The organism is Ruegeria sp. O6 (genome assembly GCF_056535045.1).
On the sequence record NZ_JBQERM010000003.1, the window covers coordinates 188,653 to 209,626 of the forward strand.

Here is a 20,974-nt window from a genome sequence, read left to right on the forward strand (position 1 = left end):
GCGCAGGGCGCGCTTACTTGAGGACCGAGCATCCGGGATAACCGAACCCCCATCGCCAGGGCAGGCCGCTGCACGGCCCGCCACCGAAACGAACCGCCCCATACATGGCATCCGCGGTGATCGCGTGAATGGTGCGGATCTGGTCAGGTTCCATATCATAGCGATCCGCGTATTCGTCGGCATACAGATCTCCATGCGCCTTAACACAGGCATGCAGGGCATCATCCGCCGCCAAACGCGCGTCATAGCTTTCCTCGGCCGAATCCGCGCCGCCGGCATTGTGATATGCCCGGTCGTGGATCACACAACAGTTTTCCCAAGGCGGATGTTCTTCAAAAAGCTCGCCAACCTGCGGGAACTGCTTTGCCACCCAGCGCCAGCTTGCGGACAACCCACCCGAACACCCGTCTGTTTCGAATGGTTGCAGCTCGGCGCTTTCGCTCTGGTCCATCAAGGCGCGATGGGCAGGCATTTCGAACCGGCGCATCAAGTCCTGTGCCAAGGCGGCGTGCGGAATAACGAGCAACAGCAGCGAAAGATTAAGGGCTTTCATCGCGCATCGCCTTGGTGTCGACCTGCAATCCGAAAGTCGTGGCCAACCACAACATCAGCCGCTCTGCTGGTCCCATTTCGGCACGCACGCGCAGAACCTCATTGGCCATGGCCGGGCGGTCGGTGATCAGACCATCAACGCCCATAGACGCCATTTTGGACATTTGCAGCGGATCGTTCACTGTCCAGACATAGATATCCTTACCGGCATCGTGAACCTTTCGGATCAGGCCCGGAGTTGCCATCCCTGCATTGATTGCGACAAACTCGCCCTCCAACCCCGACAGATCACCAATGGCTGTGGCCGCCAATACACCCGAACGCCAGTCCGGGCGCAGTTTCTTCATCTTTTGGACGGCCGGATATTTCAACGACATGGTGGCGACCTCGTCCTGCATCTCCAACTCTTCCACCAGATTGATCACCCGGTTTTCCAGATCAATATCATGGCCATAGTATTTCAGTTCGATAAGAACCCTGGACTTGCCTTTGGCCGCCTCCAGCACATCACGCAGAGTTGGCGTTCGTTCCGAGGCGTATTCCGGATCAAACCAGCTGCCGATGTCGATATCTGCCACATCCGCCATCGTTGCATCCCAGACCTTCAGGTTAACACCCGCCAGCTTCATGAAATCGCTGTCATGGGCCACGATGATCACATCATCCGCAGATTCCTGAACGTCGATTTCAACCCAATCCGCGCCGTCCTCGATGGCTTTCAGAACCGAGGCCATCGTGTTTTCCGGCCGCAAGGCCGCTGCACCCCGGTGGCCAATGACCTCGGCATGATCCGGGGCCTGCACACGTTCCAGCAGACTTTGACCTGACCAAAGGCCAATAACCAACGCGGCAAGGGATGCGCCCACTGTCACAAATACAGGCGCCCGAATTTTCCGGGGTTCTGGGTGGGCGATCTTTTTTGCGTCAATATCGAAAAACCCGTCCAACAAGACGGCCAACGCGCCCAGCGCCGTTGCCGCCAGAACCAGCCCCGCCAATGACCACAGCCCTGCGACGACAAAACTGAAGGTCAGGGCCAGCTTGAGGTTGCTGCCGTCCTGCACGGGTACGAAAGTAAACAAAAGGCTGGCCACTGCGGCAATCAAAGCGGCGATGACAAGGCGCATCCCCAGCCAAAGGGCAAGTTCGATCTTCAACCGCCCGCGCCTGCCTTCGATCTTCTGCGCACTTTGGGCAAACGCCGTTCGGGGCGCAGTTCGTTCGAAAAGGACCAAATGCAGGGCCAGCGCCCAGGCGGACAGGCGACGGATCAAAAGCCACGCCAGTACAAGAACAACCACTCCGATCAGAAGAACCGCCACCTTGAAGGCGGGGGGGCGGAAGGTCAGGTAATAGTTGATGTCGTATTCAGTCAGCGTCCACCAAGCGATCAAGCCAGCGACAGCCACGAATGGCAGGGCAAGCAACAGGACACGCAGGATGAAACGCACGGCAAATCCGAACAACGCAGGGAAACGGGACAGGATCAATGCGAGCGCCGCACTGCCAGCACGCCAGGGATCTTGTTCGCCCATACGCAGCGACCCGGCCATAACCGAGAACACAAAGACCTCGGCCAGTAGAAACAGGCTCAAAACTACAACTGACGAGATAAATCCGACCGGAGACAGCAGGAACATGGCAATGTCCTGATCGGTCAAGGCCGTCTGGTCAGACAGGGAAACTGCCAGATTGACCGCCAGCGCCACCCCTGGCGCGATCAGCGCAACAAGCAGCAATCGCACAGCGAAATAGATTGGCACAAAAACCCGACGCCGGGCCCAAGCCCCCGCGTAGGCATGTGTTACGGCATGGAAATATCTGCTCACGCGGTCGCCTCCGAACTGATACAGTCATTCAAAGGCGCGCAAACGTGAATTGCAAGTCAGCTGTCTTTCAGGTCCGCAGCCAGGCGGAACCCGATGCGGTTGGCTGGCTTGTCCTCAACCGATTTGGGAAGCGCACGCAACATCACGTTCAACTGGCTGACATGTTGCACCAGTTGCGTGCGGGCTCCGGTCCCATCTGACCCGTAAAAGGTTATCATGTCAGGGTCGAAATAACCCATCCCCTCGATCCGCATCACGCCCGCGTCGCCACCGGTGAACCCCATGGCGACCTCATGATCACCGTCCAGCGTCTGTTCGAAATTCTGGATATACAGGATTAACCGCTCGTAGGCCCATTGTGCAGGGCTTTTGCTGGCCACCGGTTTCTTCAACGTCTCGGGCAGTTTTTTGCTTCCGGATTCGGCTTTTGGATCGGCGTGCACCTCGTAACACCTTGGCAACGCTGCAGCTTCTGCGGCCTCGGCCGAGGTTTCGATCTGGTCCTGCATTCGTCTACCCTTTGCGCTGATATAACCATGCCCCATCCGCGCGTTGCGTCCGGGTTACTGCACCAATGTGGTAGAGGTGATTTACATGTGCAACCGCCTCAACCAGCGCAAGGCCATACTCACCCTCGCGAATTGTGCGTTTGAACAACGGCATAAAGCAGTCAGCAGCAGATTTGGGCTGATCCAGATGATCCAGCAGCCGTTCCAGCGCGCCATGGTGGTTATCAATCAGCTGCTTCATACGCAACGGCAGACCCGTGAAGGGCAGTTTGTGCCCGCCCAAAACCAGATGATCGGGACGGGCGAGCGCCTGAAGCCTCTCGCAGGCCTCCATCCATCCTGACACCGGATCGGCCATGGGTTCGGTCGCATAGACACCCAGATTAGGACTGATCGAACTTAAGATCTGATCGCCGCTGAGTACCAGATTGTCATCGCGGCTCCAGAAGGTGGCGTGTTCCGGTGCATGGCCATTGCCCATATGAACGTCCCAGTCACGTCCGCCCATACGGATCACGTCACCCTGCTTGATCCCGGTAAAACCCAGCGGCATGGGATAGACTGTGTCTGCAAAATTAAAGGGCCGGTCCGCCATCCGTTTGTTCAAAACTTCGGATGCCATGCCCGCGCTGCGATAGAAATCCAGCGTTTCTTGCGGCCAGGTTTCCTGCACATCCAGCGTCAGCATCCGCGCAAACAGCCACGAGGTGCGGCTTGTCGCCAGCTCGGTGCCGTGTTCCGTCTGAAACCATCCGGCATTGCCAACATGATCGGGATGATGGTGAGTCACCACCACCCGCCTGATCGGCTTGCCTTTAAGTGGCCCGGCCATCAACGCTTCCCAGATGCGCCGCGTCTTGTTCGAGGACAGCCCTGTATCGATCACGGTCCAGCTGTCGCCATCGTCCAGCGCATAGATATTTACATGATCCAGCGCCATAGGCAGGGGCAGGCGCATCCAGAGAACACCTTGGGCAATCTCGGTGGCTTGGCCCTGCACGGGCGGTTCAGCCCACGGATATCTGATCCCCAAGACGTGATCCCCATCCATCAGGCTGCGAACTCGTCCGTGCTCAGCGCGAAAAGGTCGTCCGCCCCGTTCTGCGCCCGCGCCAAAAGGCCCGTATGTTCTGGCAACAGGGCGTTGATGTAATATTGCGCCAGTTTCACCCGCGGCCCATCCGGATCGGCAAGGGCTGCGGTCAGGTGATAGTGCCCGCCCAGCACCCGGGCAAAAGCCTGCAGATAAGCAACCGCGCCTGCAAAACGGTTATTCAAATCGTCCTGTGCCACCAGCCATTCTGTCGCCTCGCGCAGCGTTTCGGTGGCTTCCCATACTGGCCCCGCCAGATCGGGCAGCGTTGCACGGGCGCGTTCGGCCTGATCTTCGATCTCATCCAGCAGGTTCGAAGCAGCCTCGCCCCCGTCCATCATCTTCCGCGCCACAAGGTCCATCGCCTGAATGCCGTTGGTGCCCTCGTAGATCGCGGTGACACGCGCATCGCGATAGAACTGTGCCGCTCCGGTTTCCTCAATATATCCCATGCCACCATGCACCTGGACCCCGGTTTCAGCCACACGCATCCCAGTCTGAGTACCAAACGCCTTGCTGATCGGCGTCAACAGCGCGGCCCGCGCAGCCCAATCGGCGTCACCAGTGGCCTCTGCCATATCAATTGCAACCGCATTGGCCAACAGGATCGCGCGCGCGGCATAAACATCAGCACGCATATCCAAAAGCATACGGCGCACATCCGCATGGTCGATAATCGTCCCGGACGGCGTTTTGCCTTGTTTCCGTTCCAGCGCATAGGCCAACGCGTGCTGATATGCACCTTCGGCCACACCCACGCCCTGTCCGCCCACACCCAGACGCGCATTGTTCATCATGGTAAACATGGCCGCCATACCGCCATGTTCGGCGCCCACCAGCCAGCCTTTGGCTTTGTCATATTGCATCACGCAGGTGGGCGACCCGTGCAAACCCATCTTGTGTTCCAGCGAAACCACTTTCAGATCGTTGGCCGCGCCCGGATCACCATTTTCATCAGGCAGGAATTTGGGGACAAGGAATAACGAGATCCCTTTGGTGCCGGGCACCCCATCGGGAAGGCGGGCCAGTACCAGATGGCAGACATTCTCGGTGAAATCGGTATCGCCCCACGAGATGAAGATCTTTTGACCGGTGATCGAATATGTCCCGTCACCGTTCGGCTCAGCCTTCGTAGACAACGCGCCGACATCCGACCCGGCCTGAGCTTCGGTCAGGTTCATGGTGCCCGACCATTCCCCCGTCATCATCTTAGGCAGATACAGCGCTTTCAATTCGTCGCTGGCGTGATGGTCCAACGCCTCGATCTGGCCCTGAGACATAAGCGGCGCAAGTTGCAGCGACAGGCAAGCGGCACTCATCATCTCGTTGACCGCCGTGGTGATGGTCATAGGCAACCCCATCCCCCCGTATTCAGGATTACCACTGATCCCGATCCAGCCACCTTCAGCAATAGCCTTCCAGCCATCTGCATATCCCGGAGAAGTTCGCAGCACGCCATTTTCAAGTCGTGCAGGTTCCAGATCACCGGGGCGCTGCAAAGGGGCCATCACCTCTTCGCACATTTTTCCAGCTTCGGTCAGGATCGCATTGACCACATCCCCGCTGGCATCAGCAAATTTATCCGTCGCAGCGACCTGGTCGAACCCGACCACATGGTCCAGCAGGAACTGGTAATCTGAAATTGGGGTGCGGTAGGGCATGATCACTCTCGAAGGCTAACAATTCAGAACATATCGGCAGGCTTGGAATTGTGGGCAAGCGCCGGTAAGCGTATGAGCTTGGATCAATTACCTACTGTCCCTTATGTTTCAAGCAACCAAAACGCGGCGTCACCAGTTATGATCTCAACCGGCACTCAGGAATTGACGGCGGATCCCGGCGGTATCGCGCGGGCTGCAGATATGTTGCGACAGGGCCTTCTGGTCGCTTTCCCGACCGAGACGGTCTATGGCCTGGGCGGCGATGCCCGCAACGGGCAGGCGGTGGCATCGATCTACGAGGCCAAGGGGCGGCCCAGCTTCAATCCGCTGATCGCACATGTCGCTTCGGTCGCCGCGGCGCAACGGTATGTGCAATGGTCAGATCAGGCCGAGCATCTGGCGCAGGCCTTTTGGCCCGGTCCGCTTACCTTGGTTTTGCCCTTGCGCGAAGGGCACGGGATTTCATCGCTGGTGACGGCAGGTTTGGATACGTTGGCCGTGCGCGTTCCGGCACATCCGACAGCGCGCGCGCTGCTGGCCGAATTTGATGGCCCGGTTGCAGCGCCTTCGGCAAACCCGTCGGGTCAGATCAGTCCGACCACGGCAAATCATGTCTGGTCGGGTCTTGGCGGCAAGATTGCGGCTGTTCTGGATGACGGGCCGTGCGATGTCGGGCTTGAGTCCACCATCATCGGCCTGGCTGGGGAACCTGCACTTTTGCGTCCAGGTGGCATCGCGCTGGAGCAGGTCGAAGAGACGCTGAAAACGCGACTGCATTTGCATCAATCCGGTGATCTTCTGACCGCCCCCGGCCAGTTGCAATCACACTATGCGCCGGACGCTCCGGTCCGTTTGAATGCCAAAACCCGTCAGGGTGACGAGGTGTTTCTGGGATTTGGGCAGGTAGAGTGCGACCTGAACTTGTCCGCCACTGGCAACTTGACCGAAGCGGCGGCAAATCTGTTTGCGTTTCTGCATCAGCTGAACGAAACCGGGCGACCGATTGCCGTTTCTCCGATCCCTGACACGGGTTTGGGGGCGGCAATCAATGACCGGCTGCGGCGCGCGGCGGCACCCCGTGACAGCTGATCACGCCCGCCCCGCGCTGGCAGAAAGGGTCAGCGGGTCCACGCCCAAAGAAGCCAACGCTGCCTCCCATTTCGCATCATCGGGCACATCGAAAACAAGTTTCGACGTTGCTTCGGTGGTTAGCCAGCCGTTCATGGCAATTTCATCCTCAAGCTGACCGGGCCCCCAGCCGGAATAACCCAGCGCCAGCATCGAGTTCAGCGGCCCAGTGCCTGACGCCAAATCCTCGAGCACATCAAGTGTCGCCGTCATGCTGAAATCCTCGGAAATCTGCATTGAATGCAGGTTGGCCTCGTAATCGGCGCTGTGAAGGACAAAGCCGCGTGACATCTCGACCGGCCCACCGAAATGCACAAGGCGTTCGCCGACAATCGGAACACGGCAGGCGATGTTCAGTTGACCCAGCAAAGTCTTGATCCGCAGGTCCGAGGGCTTGTTCACAATCAAACCCATGGCACCGTCGTCACCATGACTGCACACATACACCACCGAATGGTCGAATCGCGGATCTCCCATACCGGGCATCGCAATCAACAGTTTTCCGGTCAGGTCCATGGGCCGCCATCTCTTTCTCAGAACACCTCAACAATGGCCCCGCAGCATGTCTATTGGCAAGAGAACAACAGGTATTTTAGCGGATTTCATCCCAGTGAACAGAACGTGACTTGGAATCCGGGTCAACGCCGCGCATTTAAGAGGGATGAAGATGTCGATGAAACACACTGCTGTCGCCGCACTCGTTTGCCTGCATCTATCCGCCCCGGTTGCCGCTCAGGGTCTGGACGGCGTGGTTCAGCTGGATGTTCTGGATGGCGGACGGACTGCAAACGGCACTTATCTTACCGCCTTGAAGCTGACGCTTGAGGATGGTTGGAAAACCTACTGGCGCGCGCCTGGAGATGCTGGCATCCCGCCGGAAATCAACTGGAAACGCTCAAGCAATGTCGGGCGTGTTGAAATCACATGGCCTGCCCCCGATGTCTTCGATCAGAACGGGTTGCAGTCGATCGGTTACAAGAACCAACTGGTCCTTCCGATTGAGATTACGCCGCGCAACCCTGCCAAGCCGGTCCGATTGCAGGGCGAAATGGATCTGGGCGTTTGCAAAGACGTTTGTATTCCGGAACGTCTGGGCTTTGACCACACACTCGACGCCAATGCCGGGCGCCATCCCGCGATTGCCGCCGCACTGGCGCAACGCCCTTATTCCGCGCAAGAAGCTCGCGTGTCCAGTGCCACCTGTCGTCTGACGCCGACTAAAGATGGTATGCGTATCGAAGCACGAGTGACCATGCCATCGGCAGGTGGTCATGAAGTGGCTGTGATCGAACCCGGCAATCCCTCCCTCTGGGCGTCGCAGCCGGTTGCGCAACGGCAAGGTGATACGTTGGTGGCCGAGGCCGAGATTATCAATGCATCGGGCACACCCTTTGCACTGGATCGGTCTGAAATCCGGATTACAGTTCTGGGCGCCAATCACGCAGTTGATATTCAGGGCTGCAGCGCAGGCTGAATTCATGACCCAATCACCAAAAATCGGTGCCCTGGCCGTTGTTCTGCATCAGGATCAGGTTCTTCTGGTTCAGCGCAGCAAGCAGCCCGACGCCGGGCTGTGGGGGTTTCCCGGTGGCCATGTCGAATGGGGTGAAACCGTATTGGAAGCGGCACAACGCGAATTGCTGGAAGAAACCTCGGTGATCGCGCAGTCGTCACATTATCTGAAAAATCTGGACCTTGTGCGCCGAACCCCAGATGGGCTGATCGTGTCCCATTACCTGCTGGTCGGGGTCGCCTGCCAGTATCGCTCGGGCACGCCAAAGGCCGGTGACGACGCATTGGATGCCCGGTGGTTTCCCGTCGATCAGATACGCCAGGGCAACCTGCCCATGAGCGCGCGGGTCATTGAGCTTATGGAATATGCCTTGCGTACGGTTTAAGCATCTGCCGATTTCGTGAGGCGACCATAAAGCATGCCTGAGGCAGCAATGCTCAGAATCACAATCGGCACAGCTCCGGCAACAAACGCGCCCAGCCCCATTTTCAATGCGGCAATGCCATCATCACCGGGATAAAGACCTTGTAATATGGCAAGCGGTGCACCGTTGATGGCAGGCCAGATCATCGTCAAGGCAAACCAGACCCCAAGCATCGCGCCGGTTCCGGCCAACGCGCCACGAACAACCTTGTCAGGGGCCCGCGCCGCGCGGCGCATGGCTGTCATCGGACGTGCCACGTCATTGAGAACTCCCAGCAAGGCAGGCACAAGTACCAACACCAGCAACATTCCGAAACCAAGCCCGTAGACCAGTGTGATTACTGTCGGTTTCAGGAACTGCGCCTGTTGAGAGCCTTCATATAGTAAGGGCGCAAGGCCAAGAACCGTGGTCAGCGTGGTCAGCATGACAGGTCGCAACCTGTCCGCCGTGCCATCCAGAATAGACGGAATCAATCCGCGATCCTGCTGGTATGCGTCAATCGTGGTCACCAAAACGATCGAGTCGTTGATGATGATGCCTGTCATGCCCAGCAACCCGACCACCGTGAACATGCTAAGCGGCACCTCCCAGATGTAATGGCCCCAAATCGCCCCGACCAGGCCAAAGGGAATAATCGCCATAACCACAAGGGGCCGTGTCCAGCTGGCAAACACCCAGGCCAGTACAAGATAAATACCGGTCAGGCACAGGATCAGACCATTGCGGGCCTCGGACAGGAATTCGTTTTCCTGTTCGCTCAGACCCGACATGCGCCACTCAACCTGCCTTTCGGCTGCGATATTGGGCAGGATCTCGTCCTGCATCACGCGTTCAATTTCGGCGGCCCGTGCCGGATCGTCTTCCGAGATGTCACCTGTTACTGAAACCACCCTCAGGCCGTTTTCACGCCGAACCGTCGAAAACCCGGACTTGCGCTCGACCGAAACGATATCAGCCAAAGGTACGTAGACCCCATCAGGAGAACGCATCAGAGTTCGTTCCAGAAAATCTGCCGTCAGTTCACCTTCGGGCAGTTCGACACGGATCTCGGCACTGCGCGGCCCGTCGGGGAAGGTTGCGGCCTCAATCCCGTTCAAACGGTTGCGCAAAGCCCGCCCCAGCGTTTCGATCCGAAAGCCCAGCGCCTGACCCTGCGCTGTCAGGTCCAGAAGAAACTCTTCCTTGTCATATGCCAGAGTGTCTTCGAGCGCCGAGACTTCAGGAAACTTCGACAGCGCGGTTTGCAGATCTTCTGATGCGGCTTTCAGGACATTTACGTCCGAGCCATAGAACTGCACGTCGATGGCGTCGCCACCGGGGCCGGACCGCCAACCGCGGAAGCTGATCACCTCGACCTTGGGGTGGCGCGGTACGAAATCCTGTAGCTCCCCCACAAACTCAAAACTCGAATATGGGCGCAGATCGGCGTCGATCAGTTCAATCGAAATGCCCCCCAGCACACTGCCGTCCTTGCCGTCAGCCGCAGCAAGCGCACGCCCAGCATTGCCACCAACCTCGGCCAAGACATAGTCAATTGGATTTCGGCCATGACGCTCTTCGTAGATCCGGCCCAGCTCGTTGGTTGCGTCCTGTAGAATGCGCATCATTTCAAGCGTATCTGACCGGGTCGACCCCTCGCGCATAATAAACCCGCCGCTGACTGAACTGCGTTCAGGTGCGTTGAAGAACCGCCAGTTCACGTCGCCACGAATGAACAATGCGACCTGACTGGCCAGGATGGCGATCATCAGCGCGGCGACCACATAACGCGCCCAGATCACCCAGGCGATCAACGGGCGGAACAAGTGATCCCGAACCCAACGAAAACCACGATTGACGACACGGTTCGGCAGATCGTACCAGTGTTCCTTGGCCGAATGCGCAATTGCGTGCGCCATGTGATTGGGCAGGATCAAGAAGCATTCCACCAGCGATGCAACCAGAACTGCGATCACCGTGAAGGGGATATCGCGGATCAGTTCTCCGAAACGTCCTCCAACCAACGTCAGGCCGAAAAACGCAATCACCGTCGTTACCGTGGCGGCCAGAACCGGCATTGCCATTCGCCGGGCGGCACGCTCAGCGGCTTCCACAGGTGTCTCGCCCAATCGGCGTGCGCGATAATCGGCGTGCTCGCCCACGACAATGGCGTCATCTACGACGATCCCCAAGGTGATGATCAGACCGAACAGGGAAACCATGTTCAGCGACAGACCGCCCAGATACATCAGCGCGATCGCCGCCGACATCGCCACCGGGATACCCGCCGCGACCCAAAACGCAATGCGCGCATTCAGAAACAGGAACAACAGGATGACAACCAGCCCCAGCCCCATCAGCCCGTTATCCACGAGGATGTTCAGCCGGTCGGTAATCGCTTGCGCACGGGTACGGATCAGATCAATTCTCACACCTTCAGGCAGGCTGGCCTGCATCTCGCGGGCTACGTCCTCGACCGTGTGCTGAATACCTATCGCATCTCCGAGGTTCGACCGGTCCACTCTGATGGACATGGCGGGATTGTCGCCCACATAATAGCTGCGGTGCCGGGTGACGTCTTCGATCCGAAGTGTTGCTATGTCACCAACCTTCAGCTTCGACCCATCTTCGTTCACCCGCAGCGCGATGCCTTCGATCTGTTCGGGCGTGCGTTTCTCAGTCCCTGCCCGGATACGAGCCCCGGCGCCTTCCACATCACCCGCAGGATCCGTGGTGACTTCAGCCCCGATCGCCGCCGCGATTTCCGCCATTGAGATATCATTGGCAATCAATTGCGCTGTGGTGACTTCGACAACAAGGCGCGGTGCGGCAATACCTCGGATTGTCGTGCGGGTCACACCAGATGCGAATAAACGATTGATAAGCTCATCCGTCAGCTTCGCCAGTTGAGCAGTATCGGTCGGCCCCGTGATCACTACATCCGTCACCCGATCACGCCACGCCCCGCGTTGAATCTTGGGCTCCTCAGCGTCTTCCGGCAGATCTGTGACAGCGTCTACGGCGGTCCTAACATCCTCGACAGCGCGGGACACATCCCAGTTGGGTTCGAATTCCAGCCTGATCCGGGTCCATTCATGATGCGAGGAAGCCTCGGTGCTGATCACCCCTTCGACGGCCAGCAGCGCAGGTTCCAGCAACTGCACGATTCCGGCGTCCATGTCCTCGGGCCCGGCGCCTTCCCAGGTCACGGATACATCGACGCGTTCCAGAATGACGTCCGGAAAGAACTGCGCCCGCATGTTCGGGATTGCCGCCGCGCCAAGAACCAGCATGACAAGCAACAGCAGGTTGGCAACTGTCCGATGCCGCGTGAAGTAACTGAGAATGCCGCCCGCCGCGCCAGGTATCTCGCGCATCATGGCGTTTATCCCCCAGCCCTGGTTTCAATACTGCGCACCAAAGACGTCGGCACACGAGCTTCGCGCAGCCGGGTTAGAACCTGCGTCTTTTCCTTCGGAGGCATCGCACTATTCGCCTCGACTTGCGCCACAAGTTCGGCGCGCTTCTCGTCCGTCAGCTCGACCATTCCGGGGTCTGCACCCGCCTCAAACCGCAGGGGCCGCACCCGCACGCCCGACCCAAGCAGGGGGGTTCGCCCGACGACGACCTCTCGCCCTTCCAAACCGTCGCCCCGCAGCAGAACCTCGTCCCCCTGGCGGCGGATGAGTTGAACCGGCAGGCTTTCCAAACGGTCATCAGGGCCAAGCACCAGAACTGTTCCGGATGCATCAAGGGCCGAGGACGGCAACCGGTAAACTCCGGCAAGCGGTTGTTCCTGAACTGAAACCGTAACGAAATCCCCGGGTTTAAACCCCGATGCCTCTTGCAGACGGGCATAGATCAACCGCCCGGTCTGACCTTCACCGGCAGACCCGCTGTCGCGACTAATCTGGCCAATTGCGGTCAGATCGGTCCCTGTCACTTCGAGCGATATGGTGACCGGCGCGTTGATCAGACGATCACCGCCATCCAGAAGCCGCACATATTGCGCAGTTGACACCCGAAATGCCACCTCAAGGTCGTTGGGATCAACCAGTTCAGCCAGCTTTTCATTTGCCGATACCAGCCGCCCTTCCACAAGCGTCACATCCGTTAAAGTACCGCCAAAGCCTGCCCGGATTGTCATGTCGCCCAGATCACGTTCCGCAGCTTCCAGTGCTATCATGGCGCGGGCCAACAGGGTTGATGCCTGATCCACACGGGATTCAGCCTGTGCCAGCGCAATACGCCGCGCCAGTACGGCCTGTTGCGCCGCTGCGGCAGCCAGTTCGGCCTCTTCCACGCTAGCGGCGGCCCCCACGCCCCGAGATTCCAGATCGCGTTGACGTTGCAACGCCCTTTCCCGCAGTTCCGCCTGAGCCTCGGCCGATTTCAGCTCGTCCTGCGCCAGCAGCAATGAGCGTTCTGCATCGCGCTCTTCAAACTGAGCGTCCAAGAGATCAGACTTGGCCCGATCCAGCGCGGATTGTGCATCTGCCGGATCCAGTTCAACCAGCACTTCGCCTGCCTCAACAATTCCACCATCTTCAAAATCTTCTGCCAGCGCGACAACGCGACCACCAAGCGCCGCGCGCAACTCCAGTCTGCGGCGGCTTTGAACCTCTCCGAAAGCTTCAAGATATGGAGTGACGGTTTCCGCCTCGGCAGGCTGAACCGAAACAGCAAAGATCCTTTCTCGAGCGGGAGGTGTCGCGTTATCGTGCGTCAAAGCCTCCTGAACGGCCCCAACGATCATCTGTGCAGCAACGAACAACAAAGCCAGCGCCAGAAACGCCAGAAAAATACCGACAAGACTATGCCGCAGAAATCGCATCAATCAGTTACCCCGGTTGCACCACGCTGCCGTCCACAACATGTAGCTGGATCAGGAAATATGCCAAGCCACAAGGCGGTTATACGGAATGGAACGTATGACCAGTCTACTTCCGTCGCAGATGTTCGTCCAATCTGGGCATTATTTCCACAAAATTGCACGGGCGATGGCGATAATCGAACTGTTTTTCCAAAATACCGTCCCACGCGTCCTTGCAGGCCCCCGGGCTGCCGGGCAAGGCGAACAGGTATGTCCCCCCCGCAACGCCCCCCGTCGCCCGCGACTGCACCGCCGAAGTTCCGATCTTCTCCATCGAGATGATCGTGAAGACAGTGCCAAAGGCTTCGATCTCTTTTTCATAGACATCGCGATGCGCCTCGACGGTGACATCGCGCCCAGTCAGACCCGTGCCGCCGGTCGAAATCACGACGTCGATCTGTTCGTCCGCCACCCACGCGCGTAACTGCTCTGCGATCTGTTTGCGCTCGTCCCGAATTATTCTCCGATCCGCGACGACATGGCCAGCCTTTTCAATCCGGTCCACCAATGTCTGACCCGAGCGGTCCTCTTCCATCGATCTGGTATCCGAAACAGTCAGTACGGCGATCTTAACCGGGATGAACTCCATGGTTACGTCAATGCGCGACATGTGGTGTCAGGCCCTTTCCAGAATGGCAAGCCGGACCGCAAGGGCCGCAAAAATGCCCCCTGTAATCCAGCCCAGAATACGTGAGGCGCGCGGATTCGAGACCAGATGGCGCCCCGCGCTTCCGGCGAAAACACCAACCAGCCCGTTCACGACGAACCCACCGATGCCGATGATTGTGCCGAAGATCAAAAACTGCATCAGGACCGATCCCCGCGACGGGTCTACAAATTGCGGGATAAAGGCAAGAACGAACAGAATAACCTTGGGGTTCGTCAGATTGACAAGCATCCCATCCCGAAAGGACAACCGGGCCGGTTTGACGGGTGCCTCGGCTGACACTGCGCCATTTCGAACGGCACCCCAGGCCAAGTACAGCAGGTATGCAACACCAACCCAGCGAATGACATCAAACAGCCATGGCAAGGTCGCAACCGCCGCGCCAAGGCCCAGCCCAGCCAGAAGGACCTGTATCATTCCACCCGCGGATATCCCGGCACTTGCGGCAATTGCGGCGCGCGGACCTGATCGCAGGCCCTGACCGAAACAGAACATCATATCCGCGCCCGGTGTCAGGTTCAGCGCCAGCGCGGCGGGAATGAAGGCAAGCAGCGTTACCAACTCAATCATAAGGCGACCTCGAACCAGTTTACCTTGGGACCAAGGTTGGCGATCCGGGTGCGGCCGATCGAGCCGCGATATCCCCAGCTGTCGTGAATATGGCCGCAAAACGTGAAACGGGGCTGTATCCGCTCGATCGCGTTCCGAACAGCGATCGAGCCCACAGCCATGCCTTGCGAGGTCACATCCCCATGACCCTTGGGCGGCGAGTGCGAAATCAGGATATCTGCTCCGCCGCAGCGCGCCAGCAGTTCGGCGGCCTCACCTTCGGTAAGATCGCAGGACCAATCACCAAACGGTGTGGGTGGAACACCGTAGCCAAGCCCGAACAGGCGCAATCCATCCACTGTCATTCCCGTTCCGTGCAGAACATGCACACCCTCGGGCACCGCTTTGCCCAGATCCTCTGCGCTTTCGGCATTCCCGGGTATCAGGACCAGCGGCGCTGAAACGCCCGAAAGCATTTGCATCGCCTCATCCAGACCCTGCCGCATGTTGCAATAGTCCCCTGCGCCGATGACCAAGTCGGCATCAGCGCTGGCCGCCACCAGATCAGCGGCGCGGTTTCGCGCCATATGAAGATCGGAAAACGCCAAGACCTTCATGACTCACCTCGCAGCCGGGCTTTCAACTCCAGCAGATCAGCCCAAGCCTGCCGCTTCATTTGCGGCTGGCGCAGCAAATAAGCTGGATGAAACATCGGGATCACAGGCAGGTCCATCGCCTGATCCCACTGGCCGCGCAATCGGGTAATCCCGCGTTTCCCCAGAACAGCCTGACAGCTGATATTGCCCATTACCACCAGAACCTCGGGCCGGGCCAGCGCCACGTGACGTTCCAGAAAGGGCTTCATCATCCCTATTTCTTCGGGCTTTGGGTCACGGTTCTGTGGGGGCCGCCACGGCAGCACATTTGTGATATAGACGTTCTGCCTGCGATCCAGATCAATCGCGGCCAACATGCGATCCAGCAACTGGCCCGCGCGCCCGACAAAGGGCTTGCCCTCGCGGTCTTCGTCGCGGCCCGGCGCCTCACCAATGATCATCACCCGCGCACCGGGCGTTCCATCAGCAAAAACCAACTGCCGTGCCCCGCGCTTCAGCTCGCAGTGATCAAAAGCTTCCATTGCACCGCGCAGCTGATCCAGTGACCCCGCCCCCTTGGCTGCTGCTTGCGCAACCGTTACCGGGTCGGCCTGTCCGGGCTTTGACGGGATGGCTGCCGCAACCTCTGCCTTCTTGGGCTTTGGTGACGTGTCCGGCACCGAATATCGATCAACCGGAGCGTCCCCGATTGCCTCGGTCACGCCCAGTTCGACCTGCCATTCCAGCAAGGCCCGTGCAGAGTAATAGTCCAAGCCCGATTCCATATGGATAATTTACCCGCCTGAGGGCTGATGGAAAGCGAATTGGGCTTGATTGGTCGCTCTGTCGCGCCGACCATCAGGGCACGATGCTCAGAACCTTGCGAATCCTCCTGATCGGGCTTGGGCTGGTGCTTACCGGCGATCCGGTATTGGCGACGTTCCACGACGCACAGGGCCAATGCCGTGCGGGCCAGTTCAAATGCGGCACCACCTGTTGTTCAGGTGGTCAAAGATGCAGCTTTGATGGGCACTGCATACCGCTGGGCGGTACCTATTGCGGTGGCGGGCGCAGCTGCGGCCCGTTTGAACGCTGCGTGGCGGGAGGAGCGCGTTGTGCACCCGCAGGCGCGAACAAATGCACATCGCGTCTGGATTGCCCCGGTGACAGTTTTTGCAATGGGCGCGGCGAATGCGAACGGATCACACCAGATCCGGATACAGCCCCTCCTACGATATGCGAGGATGGCCGCACCTGCGCGCGCGGCTCGTCCTGCTTGCCGGGCGGGGGGTGTTCCCGTCCGGGATGGTTCCTGTGCGAGGAAACAGGCTCGCAGTGCCGTCCGGGATTCAAATGCTCGACCCATCAGGGTTGCGTGCCGATCAAAGCCATCGACTGCGGATACGGCAAATGGTGCAAACCGGGTGAACAATGCCTGCCAGAGGGTGGCTGTGAAAAACTGCCAGAGGGTTCTGATCCTTAGGTTGCTTTGCCCCGCGGGGCTTTCTATAAGCGGCCCGATTGTCAGACAGGAGCCCGCCCATGCGTTTCGCCCATCGTCACCTTCTTGGCATCGAGCATCTGTCGCAATCCGATATCACCGAAATTCTCGATCTGGCCGAAACCTATGTCGACATGAACCGCCAGTCGACCAAACATTCGGATGTGTTGTCGGGGCTCACCCAGATCAACATGTTCTTTGAAAACTCGACCCGAACGCAGGCAAGCTTCGAACTGGCTGGCAAGCGTCTGGGTGCAGATGTGATGAACATGGCGATGCAGGCCAGTTCGATCAAAAAGGGCGAGACGCTGATCGACACTGCGCTGACCCTGAACGCGATGCATCCCGACCTTTTGGTGGTGCGTCACCCGCATTCGGGCGCGGTCGACCTGCTGGCGCAAAAGGTCAACTGCGCTGTTCTGAACGCAGGCGACGGGCGGCATGAACATCCGACACAAGCTTTGCTGGACGCGCTGACGATCCGCCGCGCCAAAGGTCGCCTGCACCGTCTGAACATCGCCATTTGCGGCGATGTCGCGCACTCTCGTGTTGCTCGATCCAATTTGATCCTGCTGGGCAAGATGGAAAACCGCATTCGTCTGATCGGCCCGCCCACACTCGTGCCGTCGCAATTCGCCGAGTTTGGGGCCGAGGTATATGACGACATGAACGAAGGCCTCAAAGACGTCGATGTGGTCATGATGCTGCGCCTTCAGAAAGAACGAATGGATGGGGGCTTCATCCCGTCAGAACGCGAATACTACCACCGTTATGGCCTGAATGTGGAAAAGCTGGCGCTGGCCAAGCCCGATGCCATCGTCATGCACCCCGGCCCGATGAACCGGGGGGTTGAGATCGACGGAACCCTGGCTGATGACATCAATCGATCCGTCATACAGGAGCAGGTGGAGATGGGGGTCGCTGTCCGCATGGCCGCCATGGACCTTCTGGCCCGAAACCTGCGCGAGGTTGCATGAGCAATCTGACCGTCGCCCCTCATGAACGCGGCGTCCTGCGCCTGTTCGCGCTGGACATGCGCCCGGAAGAGGCGAAGTTCCTGCGCGAACCGGGGGCTGCCGAACAGGTGCTTGGCATCGACGGGCTGGACCCCGAGCACATCGACATCTTTCCGGTATCCGACCTCGAAGAACTTGGGCTTTACGGCTATCTGAACGAAGGGTGCGGCGTGTCCGAGGATCAGTTGGACCGTGCGGCGCTGGCGCAGATCGGCGGATGGGTCATGGTCTTGCGCAGCGCAGCGTTCAAAGACCAGGCCACGACACTTGAACCCGATCCCCGGCTTCACATGATTGGTCTTTTCACGGAAGAGGCGACCAATTGGACCGGCGGAACGATCGAGACCGAAAGCGCCAAGCCTTTCTCGGCCCCGCAAACCGCGCCGGTTGACAACAAACCGCTCCGCATAGGCTCGGCCGTTATGGCATTGGCAGTACTTTTGATCACCGGAGGGATTCTATGGCTGATCCTGTAGTCTTTGCCCCGGACAAGGGCGCGTATATCCGCACCAATGCATGGCTTGCGGCCGCTGCCATGGCCGGAGCAATGGCTGTCTTGTGGTTGACCGGCAACCCTTATGTCTGGACCGGAGCACCTGCCGGCCTCGCCGCAATTGGCATCCGCGCGTGGTATCTGGCGTCGGAAGAACTGGCTGCTAACTGGGAGATGACCGGCACTTTGTTGACCGGCCCCGGTCCACGCAAAGTACCGCTGAATCAGATCGAGGTGGTTAAAACCATGGGCAGTTTTGTCCAAGTCGTTACCAAGGGCGGCGACAAACACCTGATTAAGTATCAGACCGATCCCGCCGCCACGAAGGCCGCCATCGAAAGGGCTGTTCCATGACTTCCGTTCTTTTCGCCAACGCCCGCCTGATCGACCCCGAAGCCGGAACAGAGTCAACTGGCTGGTTGCAGGTAAACAATGGCCGGATTACCGCCCGAGGCGAAGGAAGCGCGCCGAGTACTGAAGGGCATATCGTAGATTGCAACGGCAAGTGCCTCGCCCCTGGCATCATCGATATTGGCGTCAAGGTCTGTGAACCCGGTGAACGTCATAAGGAAAGTTATCGGTCAGCAGGACTTGCTGCTGCAGCTGGCGGTGTCACGACGATTGTCACCCGACCGGATACTCTGCCAGCAGTCGACACACCGGAAACGCTGGAATTCGCGACACGCCGGGCGCAGGCCGATGCGCCAGTCAATGTTCTGCCGATGGCTGCCCTGACCAAAGGGCGCGAAGGGCGTGAGATGACCGAGATCGGGTTTCTGATGGACGCGGGTGCAATCGCCTTCACCGATTGCGATCACGTCATCACTAATACCAAGGTGTTTTCCCGTGCCCTGACCTATGCGAAATCCTGTGGCGCGCTTGTGATAGCCCACCCGCAAGAGCCGGGGCTGAGCGCCGGGGCCGCAGCGACCAGTGGCAAGTTCGCGGCATTGCGCGGCCTGCCCACAGTGTCACCGATGGCAGAGCGGATGGGGCTGGACCGCGACATTGCCCTGCTGGAGATGACCGGCGCCGCCTATCACGCCGACCAAATCACCACTGCCCGGGCGCTGCCTGCGCTGGAGCGCGCCAAGCGCAATGGGCTGGACATAACCGCAGGGACGTCGATCCACCACTTGACGTTGAACGAGCTTGACGTGGCCGACTATCGCACCTTCTTCAAGGTCAAGCCGCCGCTGCGATCAGAAGACGACAGGCAAGCGGTTATTGAAGCCGTTCGCACCGGGCTGATCGATATCATCAGCTCGATGCACACCCCTCAGGACGAAGAAAGCAAGCGGCTGCCGTTTGAAGAAGCGGCCTCGGGTGCGGTCGCGCTGGAAACGCTTCTGCCCGCGGCCTTGCGTCTGTATCACGCGGGTCAGCTGGATTTGCCGACGCTGTTTCGGGCCATGGCCCTTAACCCGGCCAAGCGGCTTGGACTGGACAGCGGTCGCCTGTCGAAAGGCGCGCCAGCGGATCTGGTTCTGTTCGACCCGGATGTGCCTTTTGTGCTTGATCGGTTTGCACTAAAATCGAAATCTCAGAACACTCCATTTGACGGCCAGCGGATGCAAGGTAAGGTCATTTCGACCTATGTAGCAGGTAATGAAGTGTTCCGGAGACCCTGATGCCCCCAATCGACAACTCAACTAGCGAACTGCTCCAATGGGCGGTGGTTGGATATCTGATGGGCTCTATTCCCTTCGGCCTGTTGCTGGCCAAGTTCATGGGGTTGGGAAATCTGCGCGAGATCGGTTCCGGCAATATCGGAGCAACCAACGTTCTGCGTACCGGCAACAAGACCGCTGCGGCGCTGACCCTGCTGTTTGACGCAGGCAAGGGCGCGGCAGCCGTTCTGATTGCGCGTGCCTATGCGGGTGAAGATGCGGCCCAGGTTGCTGCACTTTTGGCGTTTCTGGGCCATTGCTTTCCGGTTTGGCTGGGCTTCAAGGGCGGCAAGGGCGTGGCGACCTTCCTGGGGCTTTGGCTGGCACTGGACTGGCGCGTCGGTGTTGCCTGCTGCCTTACCTGGCTGGTCGCGGCGGCAATCTGGCGGATATCCTCGGTTGGTGCACTGGCAGCCGCTGCGCTTTCCACAACCTGGGTGCTGTTGCTGACAAACGGGACTACATTTATCCTTGGGATAATTCTGACACTTCTTGTCTACTGGCGGCACAGCTCGAACGTTGCGCGGATCAAGGCCGGAACGGAACCCAGAATCGGAAAGCCGTGACCGCATCAGGCGCATTTCTGTCTGCGCTTTTTGCACTGCCCTTGGGCAGTTTCACCGGAACCTCCGGCGGTCGGCGCTATGTTGTTGTGCGTCAACTAATGGCGGGTGGTAAATCCCACAAGCTGGTCGCGCACGAGCTAGGCGGAACCGACTATATCAGCCTGAACCTGTATCAGACCATGGGCAGCGGCGCGTTGCTGCGACCCTGTGAAATGCCCGCAAACAAAGTCATCGCATTTGTTCTGAACTTAAGGCCGGATGCCTGAGGTGGCTCGGCAAAAAAGAACAGTGGCTCTATCACCTGCGCACAATCACAAATCATTGTTTTGAACGTGATCAGCCCGCTTCCCAGATC

General features: G+C 58.9%; 22 protein-coding genes. 10 read left to right on the forward strand and 12 right to left on the reverse strand.

Translation table 11 applies throughout. From position 1 onward, the window contains the following. Positions 1-13 precede the first annotated feature (13 nt). From ACR0DY_RS06250 to ACR0DY_RS06270, 5 genes are read right to left on the reverse strand one after another with little or no spacing between them, the layout of a single operon-like run. Positions 14-553, reverse strand: coding sequence for a hypothetical protein (locus tag ACR0DY_RS06250; RefSeq protein WP_480483080.1), 540 nt, complete (start codon positions 551-553; stop codon positions 14-16). Further along, the gene (locus ACR0DY_RS06255; protein ID WP_480483078.1) at positions 540-2,381 is read right to left on the reverse strand and encodes a glycerophosphodiester phosphodiesterase; all 1,842 of its coding nucleotides are present in this window, start codon (positions 2,379-2,381) and stop codon (positions 540-542) included. The genes ACR0DY_RS06250 and ACR0DY_RS06255 overlap by 14 nt, the downstream gene beginning before the upstream one ends. A gap of 56 nt (positions 2,382-2,437) precedes the next feature. Then, positions 2,438-2,890, reverse strand: a complete 453-nt coding sequence (locus ACR0DY_RS06260; RefSeq protein ID WP_209598676.1) for a DUF6173 family protein — start codon at positions 2,888-2,890, stop codon at positions 2,438-2,440. 4 nt (positions 2,891-2,894) lie between these two features. Beyond that, complete coding sequence (locus ACR0DY_RS06265) at positions 2,895-3,923, reverse strand: MBL fold metallo-hydrolase (protein ID WP_480897953.1); 1,029 nt, start codon at positions 3,921-3,923, stop codon at positions 2,895-2,897. Positions 3,924-3,940: 17 nt separating this feature from the next. Then, positions 3,941-5,644, reverse strand: a complete 1,704-nt coding sequence (locus tag ACR0DY_RS06270) for an acyl-CoA dehydrogenase (RefSeq protein WP_480545880.1) — start codon at positions 5,642-5,644, stop codon at positions 3,941-3,943. 138 nt (positions 5,645-5,782) lie between these two features. Here ACR0DY_RS06270 and ACR0DY_RS06275 point away from each other — a divergent pair, with 138 nt between their 5' ends. Beyond that, positions 5,783-6,733, forward strand: coding sequence for an L-threonylcarbamoyladenylate synthase (locus ACR0DY_RS06275; protein WP_480483071.1), 951 nt, complete (start codon positions 5,783-5,785; stop codon positions 6,731-6,733). Here ACR0DY_RS06275 and ACR0DY_RS06280 read toward each other — a convergent pair whose 3' ends face one another. Further along, positions 6,734-7,288: a YqgE/AlgH family protein gene (locus ACR0DY_RS06280; RefSeq protein WP_480483069.1), complete on the reverse strand. Its 555-nt coding sequence runs from the start codon at positions 7,286-7,288 to the stop codon at positions 6,734-6,736. 157 nt (positions 7,289-7,445) lie between these two features. On the opposite strand from ACR0DY_RS06280, the gene ACR0DY_RS06285 reads away from it, so the two are divergent. Both ACR0DY_RS06285 and ACR0DY_RS06290 read left to right on the forward strand, forming a co-directional pair. Continuing rightward, the gene (locus tag ACR0DY_RS06285; protein WP_480483067.1) at positions 7,446-8,246 is read left to right on the forward strand and encodes a protein-disulfide reductase DsbD domain-containing protein; all 801 of its coding nucleotides are present in this window, start codon (positions 7,446-7,448) and stop codon (positions 8,244-8,246) included. Positions 8,247-8,250: 4 nt separating this feature from the next. After that, positions 8,251-8,670 carry an NUDIX hydrolase gene (locus tag ACR0DY_RS06290; protein WP_480483065.1) on the forward strand — a complete coding sequence of 140 codons (420 nt, stop codon included), beginning with the start codon at positions 8,251-8,253 and terminating at the stop codon, positions 8,668-8,670. Here the strand turns inward: ACR0DY_RS06290 and ACR0DY_RS06295 are convergent. The 6 genes from ACR0DY_RS06295 to ACR0DY_RS06320 form a co-directional block, all read right to left on the reverse strand. Next, positions 8,667-12,068: an efflux RND transporter permease subunit gene (locus ACR0DY_RS06295; RefSeq protein ID WP_480539019.1), complete on the reverse strand. Its 3,402-nt coding sequence runs from the start codon at positions 12,066-12,068 to the stop codon at positions 8,667-8,669. The two genes, ACR0DY_RS06290 and ACR0DY_RS06295, sit on opposite strands and share 4 nt — an antisense overlap. Positions 12,069-12,073: 5 nt before the next feature. Then, a complete protein-coding gene (locus tag ACR0DY_RS06300) occupies positions 12,074-13,522 on the reverse strand; it encodes an efflux RND transporter periplasmic adaptor subunit (protein ID WP_480545877.1) in 1,449 nt (482 codons plus the stop codon). 106 nt (positions 13,523-13,628) lie between these two features. After that, entirely contained in the window at positions 13,629-14,171 is a 543-nt protein-coding gene (gene moaB, locus ACR0DY_RS06305) for a molybdenum cofactor biosynthesis protein B (protein WP_480897955.1), read from the reverse strand. Between the two features lie 6 nt (positions 14,172-14,177). Further along, a complete protein-coding gene (locus ACR0DY_RS06310) occupies positions 14,178-14,798 on the reverse strand; it encodes a LysE family translocator (RefSeq protein WP_480545875.1) in 621 nt (206 codons plus the stop codon). Beyond that, complete coding sequence (locus ACR0DY_RS06315) at positions 14,795-15,394, reverse strand: metallophosphoesterase family protein (RefSeq protein ID WP_480474980.1); 600 nt, start codon at positions 15,392-15,394, stop codon at positions 14,795-14,797. Before ACR0DY_RS06315 ends, ACR0DY_RS06310 begins: the two co-directional genes overlap by 4 nt. After that, positions 15,391-16,158, reverse strand: a complete 768-nt coding sequence (locus ACR0DY_RS06320; protein ID WP_480545873.1) for a uracil-DNA glycosylase — start codon at positions 16,156-16,158, stop codon at positions 15,391-15,393. The genes ACR0DY_RS06315 and ACR0DY_RS06320 overlap by 4 nt, the downstream gene beginning before the upstream one ends. An 83-nt stretch (positions 16,159-16,241) precedes the next feature. Here ACR0DY_RS06320 and ACR0DY_RS06325 point away from each other — a divergent pair, with 83 nt between their 5' ends. The 7 genes from ACR0DY_RS06325 to ACR0DY_RS06355 are packed head-to-tail and all read left to right on the forward strand — an operon-like array spanning position 16,242 to position 20,885. Next, complete coding sequence (locus ACR0DY_RS06325) at positions 16,242-16,856, forward strand: scavenger receptor class F, member 2 (RefSeq protein WP_480826584.1); 615 nt, start codon at positions 16,242-16,244, stop codon at positions 16,854-16,856. Positions 16,857-16,915: 59 nt separating this feature from the next. Next, positions 16,916-17,851: an aspartate carbamoyltransferase catalytic subunit gene (locus ACR0DY_RS06330; RefSeq protein ID WP_209598687.1), complete on the forward strand. Its 936-nt coding sequence runs from the start codon at positions 16,916-16,918 to the stop codon at positions 17,849-17,851. Beyond that, positions 17,848-18,366, forward strand: coding sequence for a hypothetical protein (locus ACR0DY_RS06335; protein ID WP_480539025.1), 519 nt, complete (start codon positions 17,848-17,850; stop codon positions 18,364-18,366). The genes ACR0DY_RS06330 and ACR0DY_RS06335 overlap by 4 nt, the downstream gene beginning before the upstream one ends. After that, positions 18,351-18,737, forward strand: a complete 387-nt coding sequence (locus ACR0DY_RS06340) for a hypothetical protein (protein ID WP_480486583.1) — start codon at positions 18,351-18,353, stop codon at positions 18,735-18,737. Before ACR0DY_RS06335 ends, ACR0DY_RS06340 begins: the two co-directional genes overlap by 16 nt. After that, on the forward strand, positions 18,734-20,014 hold the full coding sequence (pyrC, locus tag ACR0DY_RS06345) for a dihydroorotase (protein ID WP_480486581.1): 1,281 nt from the start codon (positions 18,734-18,736) through the stop codon (positions 20,012-20,014). Before ACR0DY_RS06340 ends, pyrC begins: the two co-directional genes overlap by 4 nt. Continuing rightward, the gene (gene plsY / locus ACR0DY_RS06350; RefSeq protein ID WP_209506631.1) at positions 20,014-20,619 is read left to right on the forward strand and encodes a glycerol-3-phosphate 1-O-acyltransferase PlsY; all 606 of its coding nucleotides are present in this window, start codon (positions 20,014-20,016) and stop codon (positions 20,617-20,619) included. The genes pyrC and plsY overlap by 1 nt, the downstream gene beginning before the upstream one ends. Then, positions 20,616-20,885: a hypothetical protein gene (locus ACR0DY_RS06355; protein WP_209506632.1), complete on the forward strand. Its 270-nt coding sequence runs from the start codon at positions 20,616-20,618 to the stop codon at positions 20,883-20,885. Before plsY ends, ACR0DY_RS06355 begins: the two co-directional genes overlap by 4 nt. Positions 20,886-20,974: the final 89 nt, after the last annotated feature.

Bases quoted from the DNA above. Each gene is read 5' to 3' on its own strand.
- moaB (WP_480897955.1), bottom strand. From the start codon at position 14,171: ATGTCGCGCATTGACGTAACCATGGAGTTCATCCCGGTTAAGATCGCC.
- ACR0DY_RS06340 (WP_480486583.1), top strand. From the start codon at position 18,351: ATGGCTGATCCTGTAGTCTTTGCCCCGGACAAGGGCGCGTATATCCGC.
- ACR0DY_RS06285 (WP_480483067.1), top strand. From the start codon at position 7,446: ATGAAACACACTGCTGTCGCCGCACTCGTTTGCCTGCATCTATCCGCC.
- pyrC (WP_480486581.1), top strand. From the start codon at position 18,734: ATGACTTCCGTTCTTTTCGCCAACGCCCGCCTGATCGACCCCGAAGCC.
- ACR0DY_RS06270 (WP_480545880.1), bottom strand. From the start codon at position 5,644: ATGCCCTACCGCACCCCAATTTCAGATTACCAGTTCCTGCTGGACCAT.
- ACR0DY_RS06320 (WP_480545873.1), bottom strand. From the start codon at position 16,158: ATGGAATCGGGCTTGGACTATTACTCTGCACGGGCCTTGCTGGAATGG.
- ACR0DY_RS06260 (WP_209598676.1), bottom strand. From the start codon at position 2,890: ATGCAGGACCAGATCGAAACCTCGGCCGAGGCCGCAGAAGCTGCAGCG.
- ACR0DY_RS06250 (WP_480483080.1), bottom strand. From the start codon at position 553: ATGAAAGCCCTTAATCTTTCGCTGCTGTTGCTCGTTATTCCGCACGCC.
- ACR0DY_RS06275 (WP_480483071.1), top strand. From the start codon at position 5,783: ATGATCTCAACCGGCACTCAGGAATTGACGGCGGATCCCGGCGGTATC.
- ACR0DY_RS06300 (WP_480545877.1), bottom strand. From the start codon at position 13,522: ATGCGATTTCTGCGGCATAGTCTTGTCGGTATTTTTCTGGCGTTTCTG.
- ACR0DY_RS06335 (WP_480539025.1), top strand. From the start codon at position 17,848: ATGAGCAATCTGACCGTCGCCCCTCATGAACGCGGCGTCCTGCGCCTG.
- ACR0DY_RS06280 (WP_480483069.1), bottom strand. From the start codon at position 7,288: ATGGACCTGACCGGAAAACTGTTGATTGCGATGCCCGGTATGGGAGAT.
- ACR0DY_RS06325 (WP_480826584.1), top strand. From the start codon at position 16,242: ATGCTCAGAACCTTGCGAATCCTCCTGATCGGGCTTGGGCTGGTGCTT.
- ACR0DY_RS06290 (WP_480483065.1), top strand. From the start codon at position 8,251: ATGACCCAATCACCAAAAATCGGTGCCCTGGCCGTTGTTCTGCATCAG.
- ACR0DY_RS06315 (WP_480474980.1), bottom strand. From the start codon at position 15,394: ATGAAGGTCTTGGCGTTTTCCGATCTTCATATGGCGCGAAACCGCGCC.
- plsY (WP_209506631.1), top strand. From the start codon at position 20,014: ATGCCCCCAATCGACAACTCAACTAGCGAACTGCTCCAATGGGCGGTG.
- ACR0DY_RS06295 (WP_480539019.1), bottom strand. From the start codon at position 12,068: ATGATGCGCGAGATACCTGGCGCGGCGGGCGGCATTCTCAGTTACTTC.
- ACR0DY_RS06310 (WP_480545875.1), bottom strand. From the start codon at position 14,798: ATGATTGAGTTGGTAACGCTGCTTGCCTTCATTCCCGCCGCGCTGGCG.
- ACR0DY_RS06330 (WP_209598687.1), top strand. From the start codon at position 16,916: ATGCGTTTCGCCCATCGTCACCTTCTTGGCATCGAGCATCTGTCGCAA.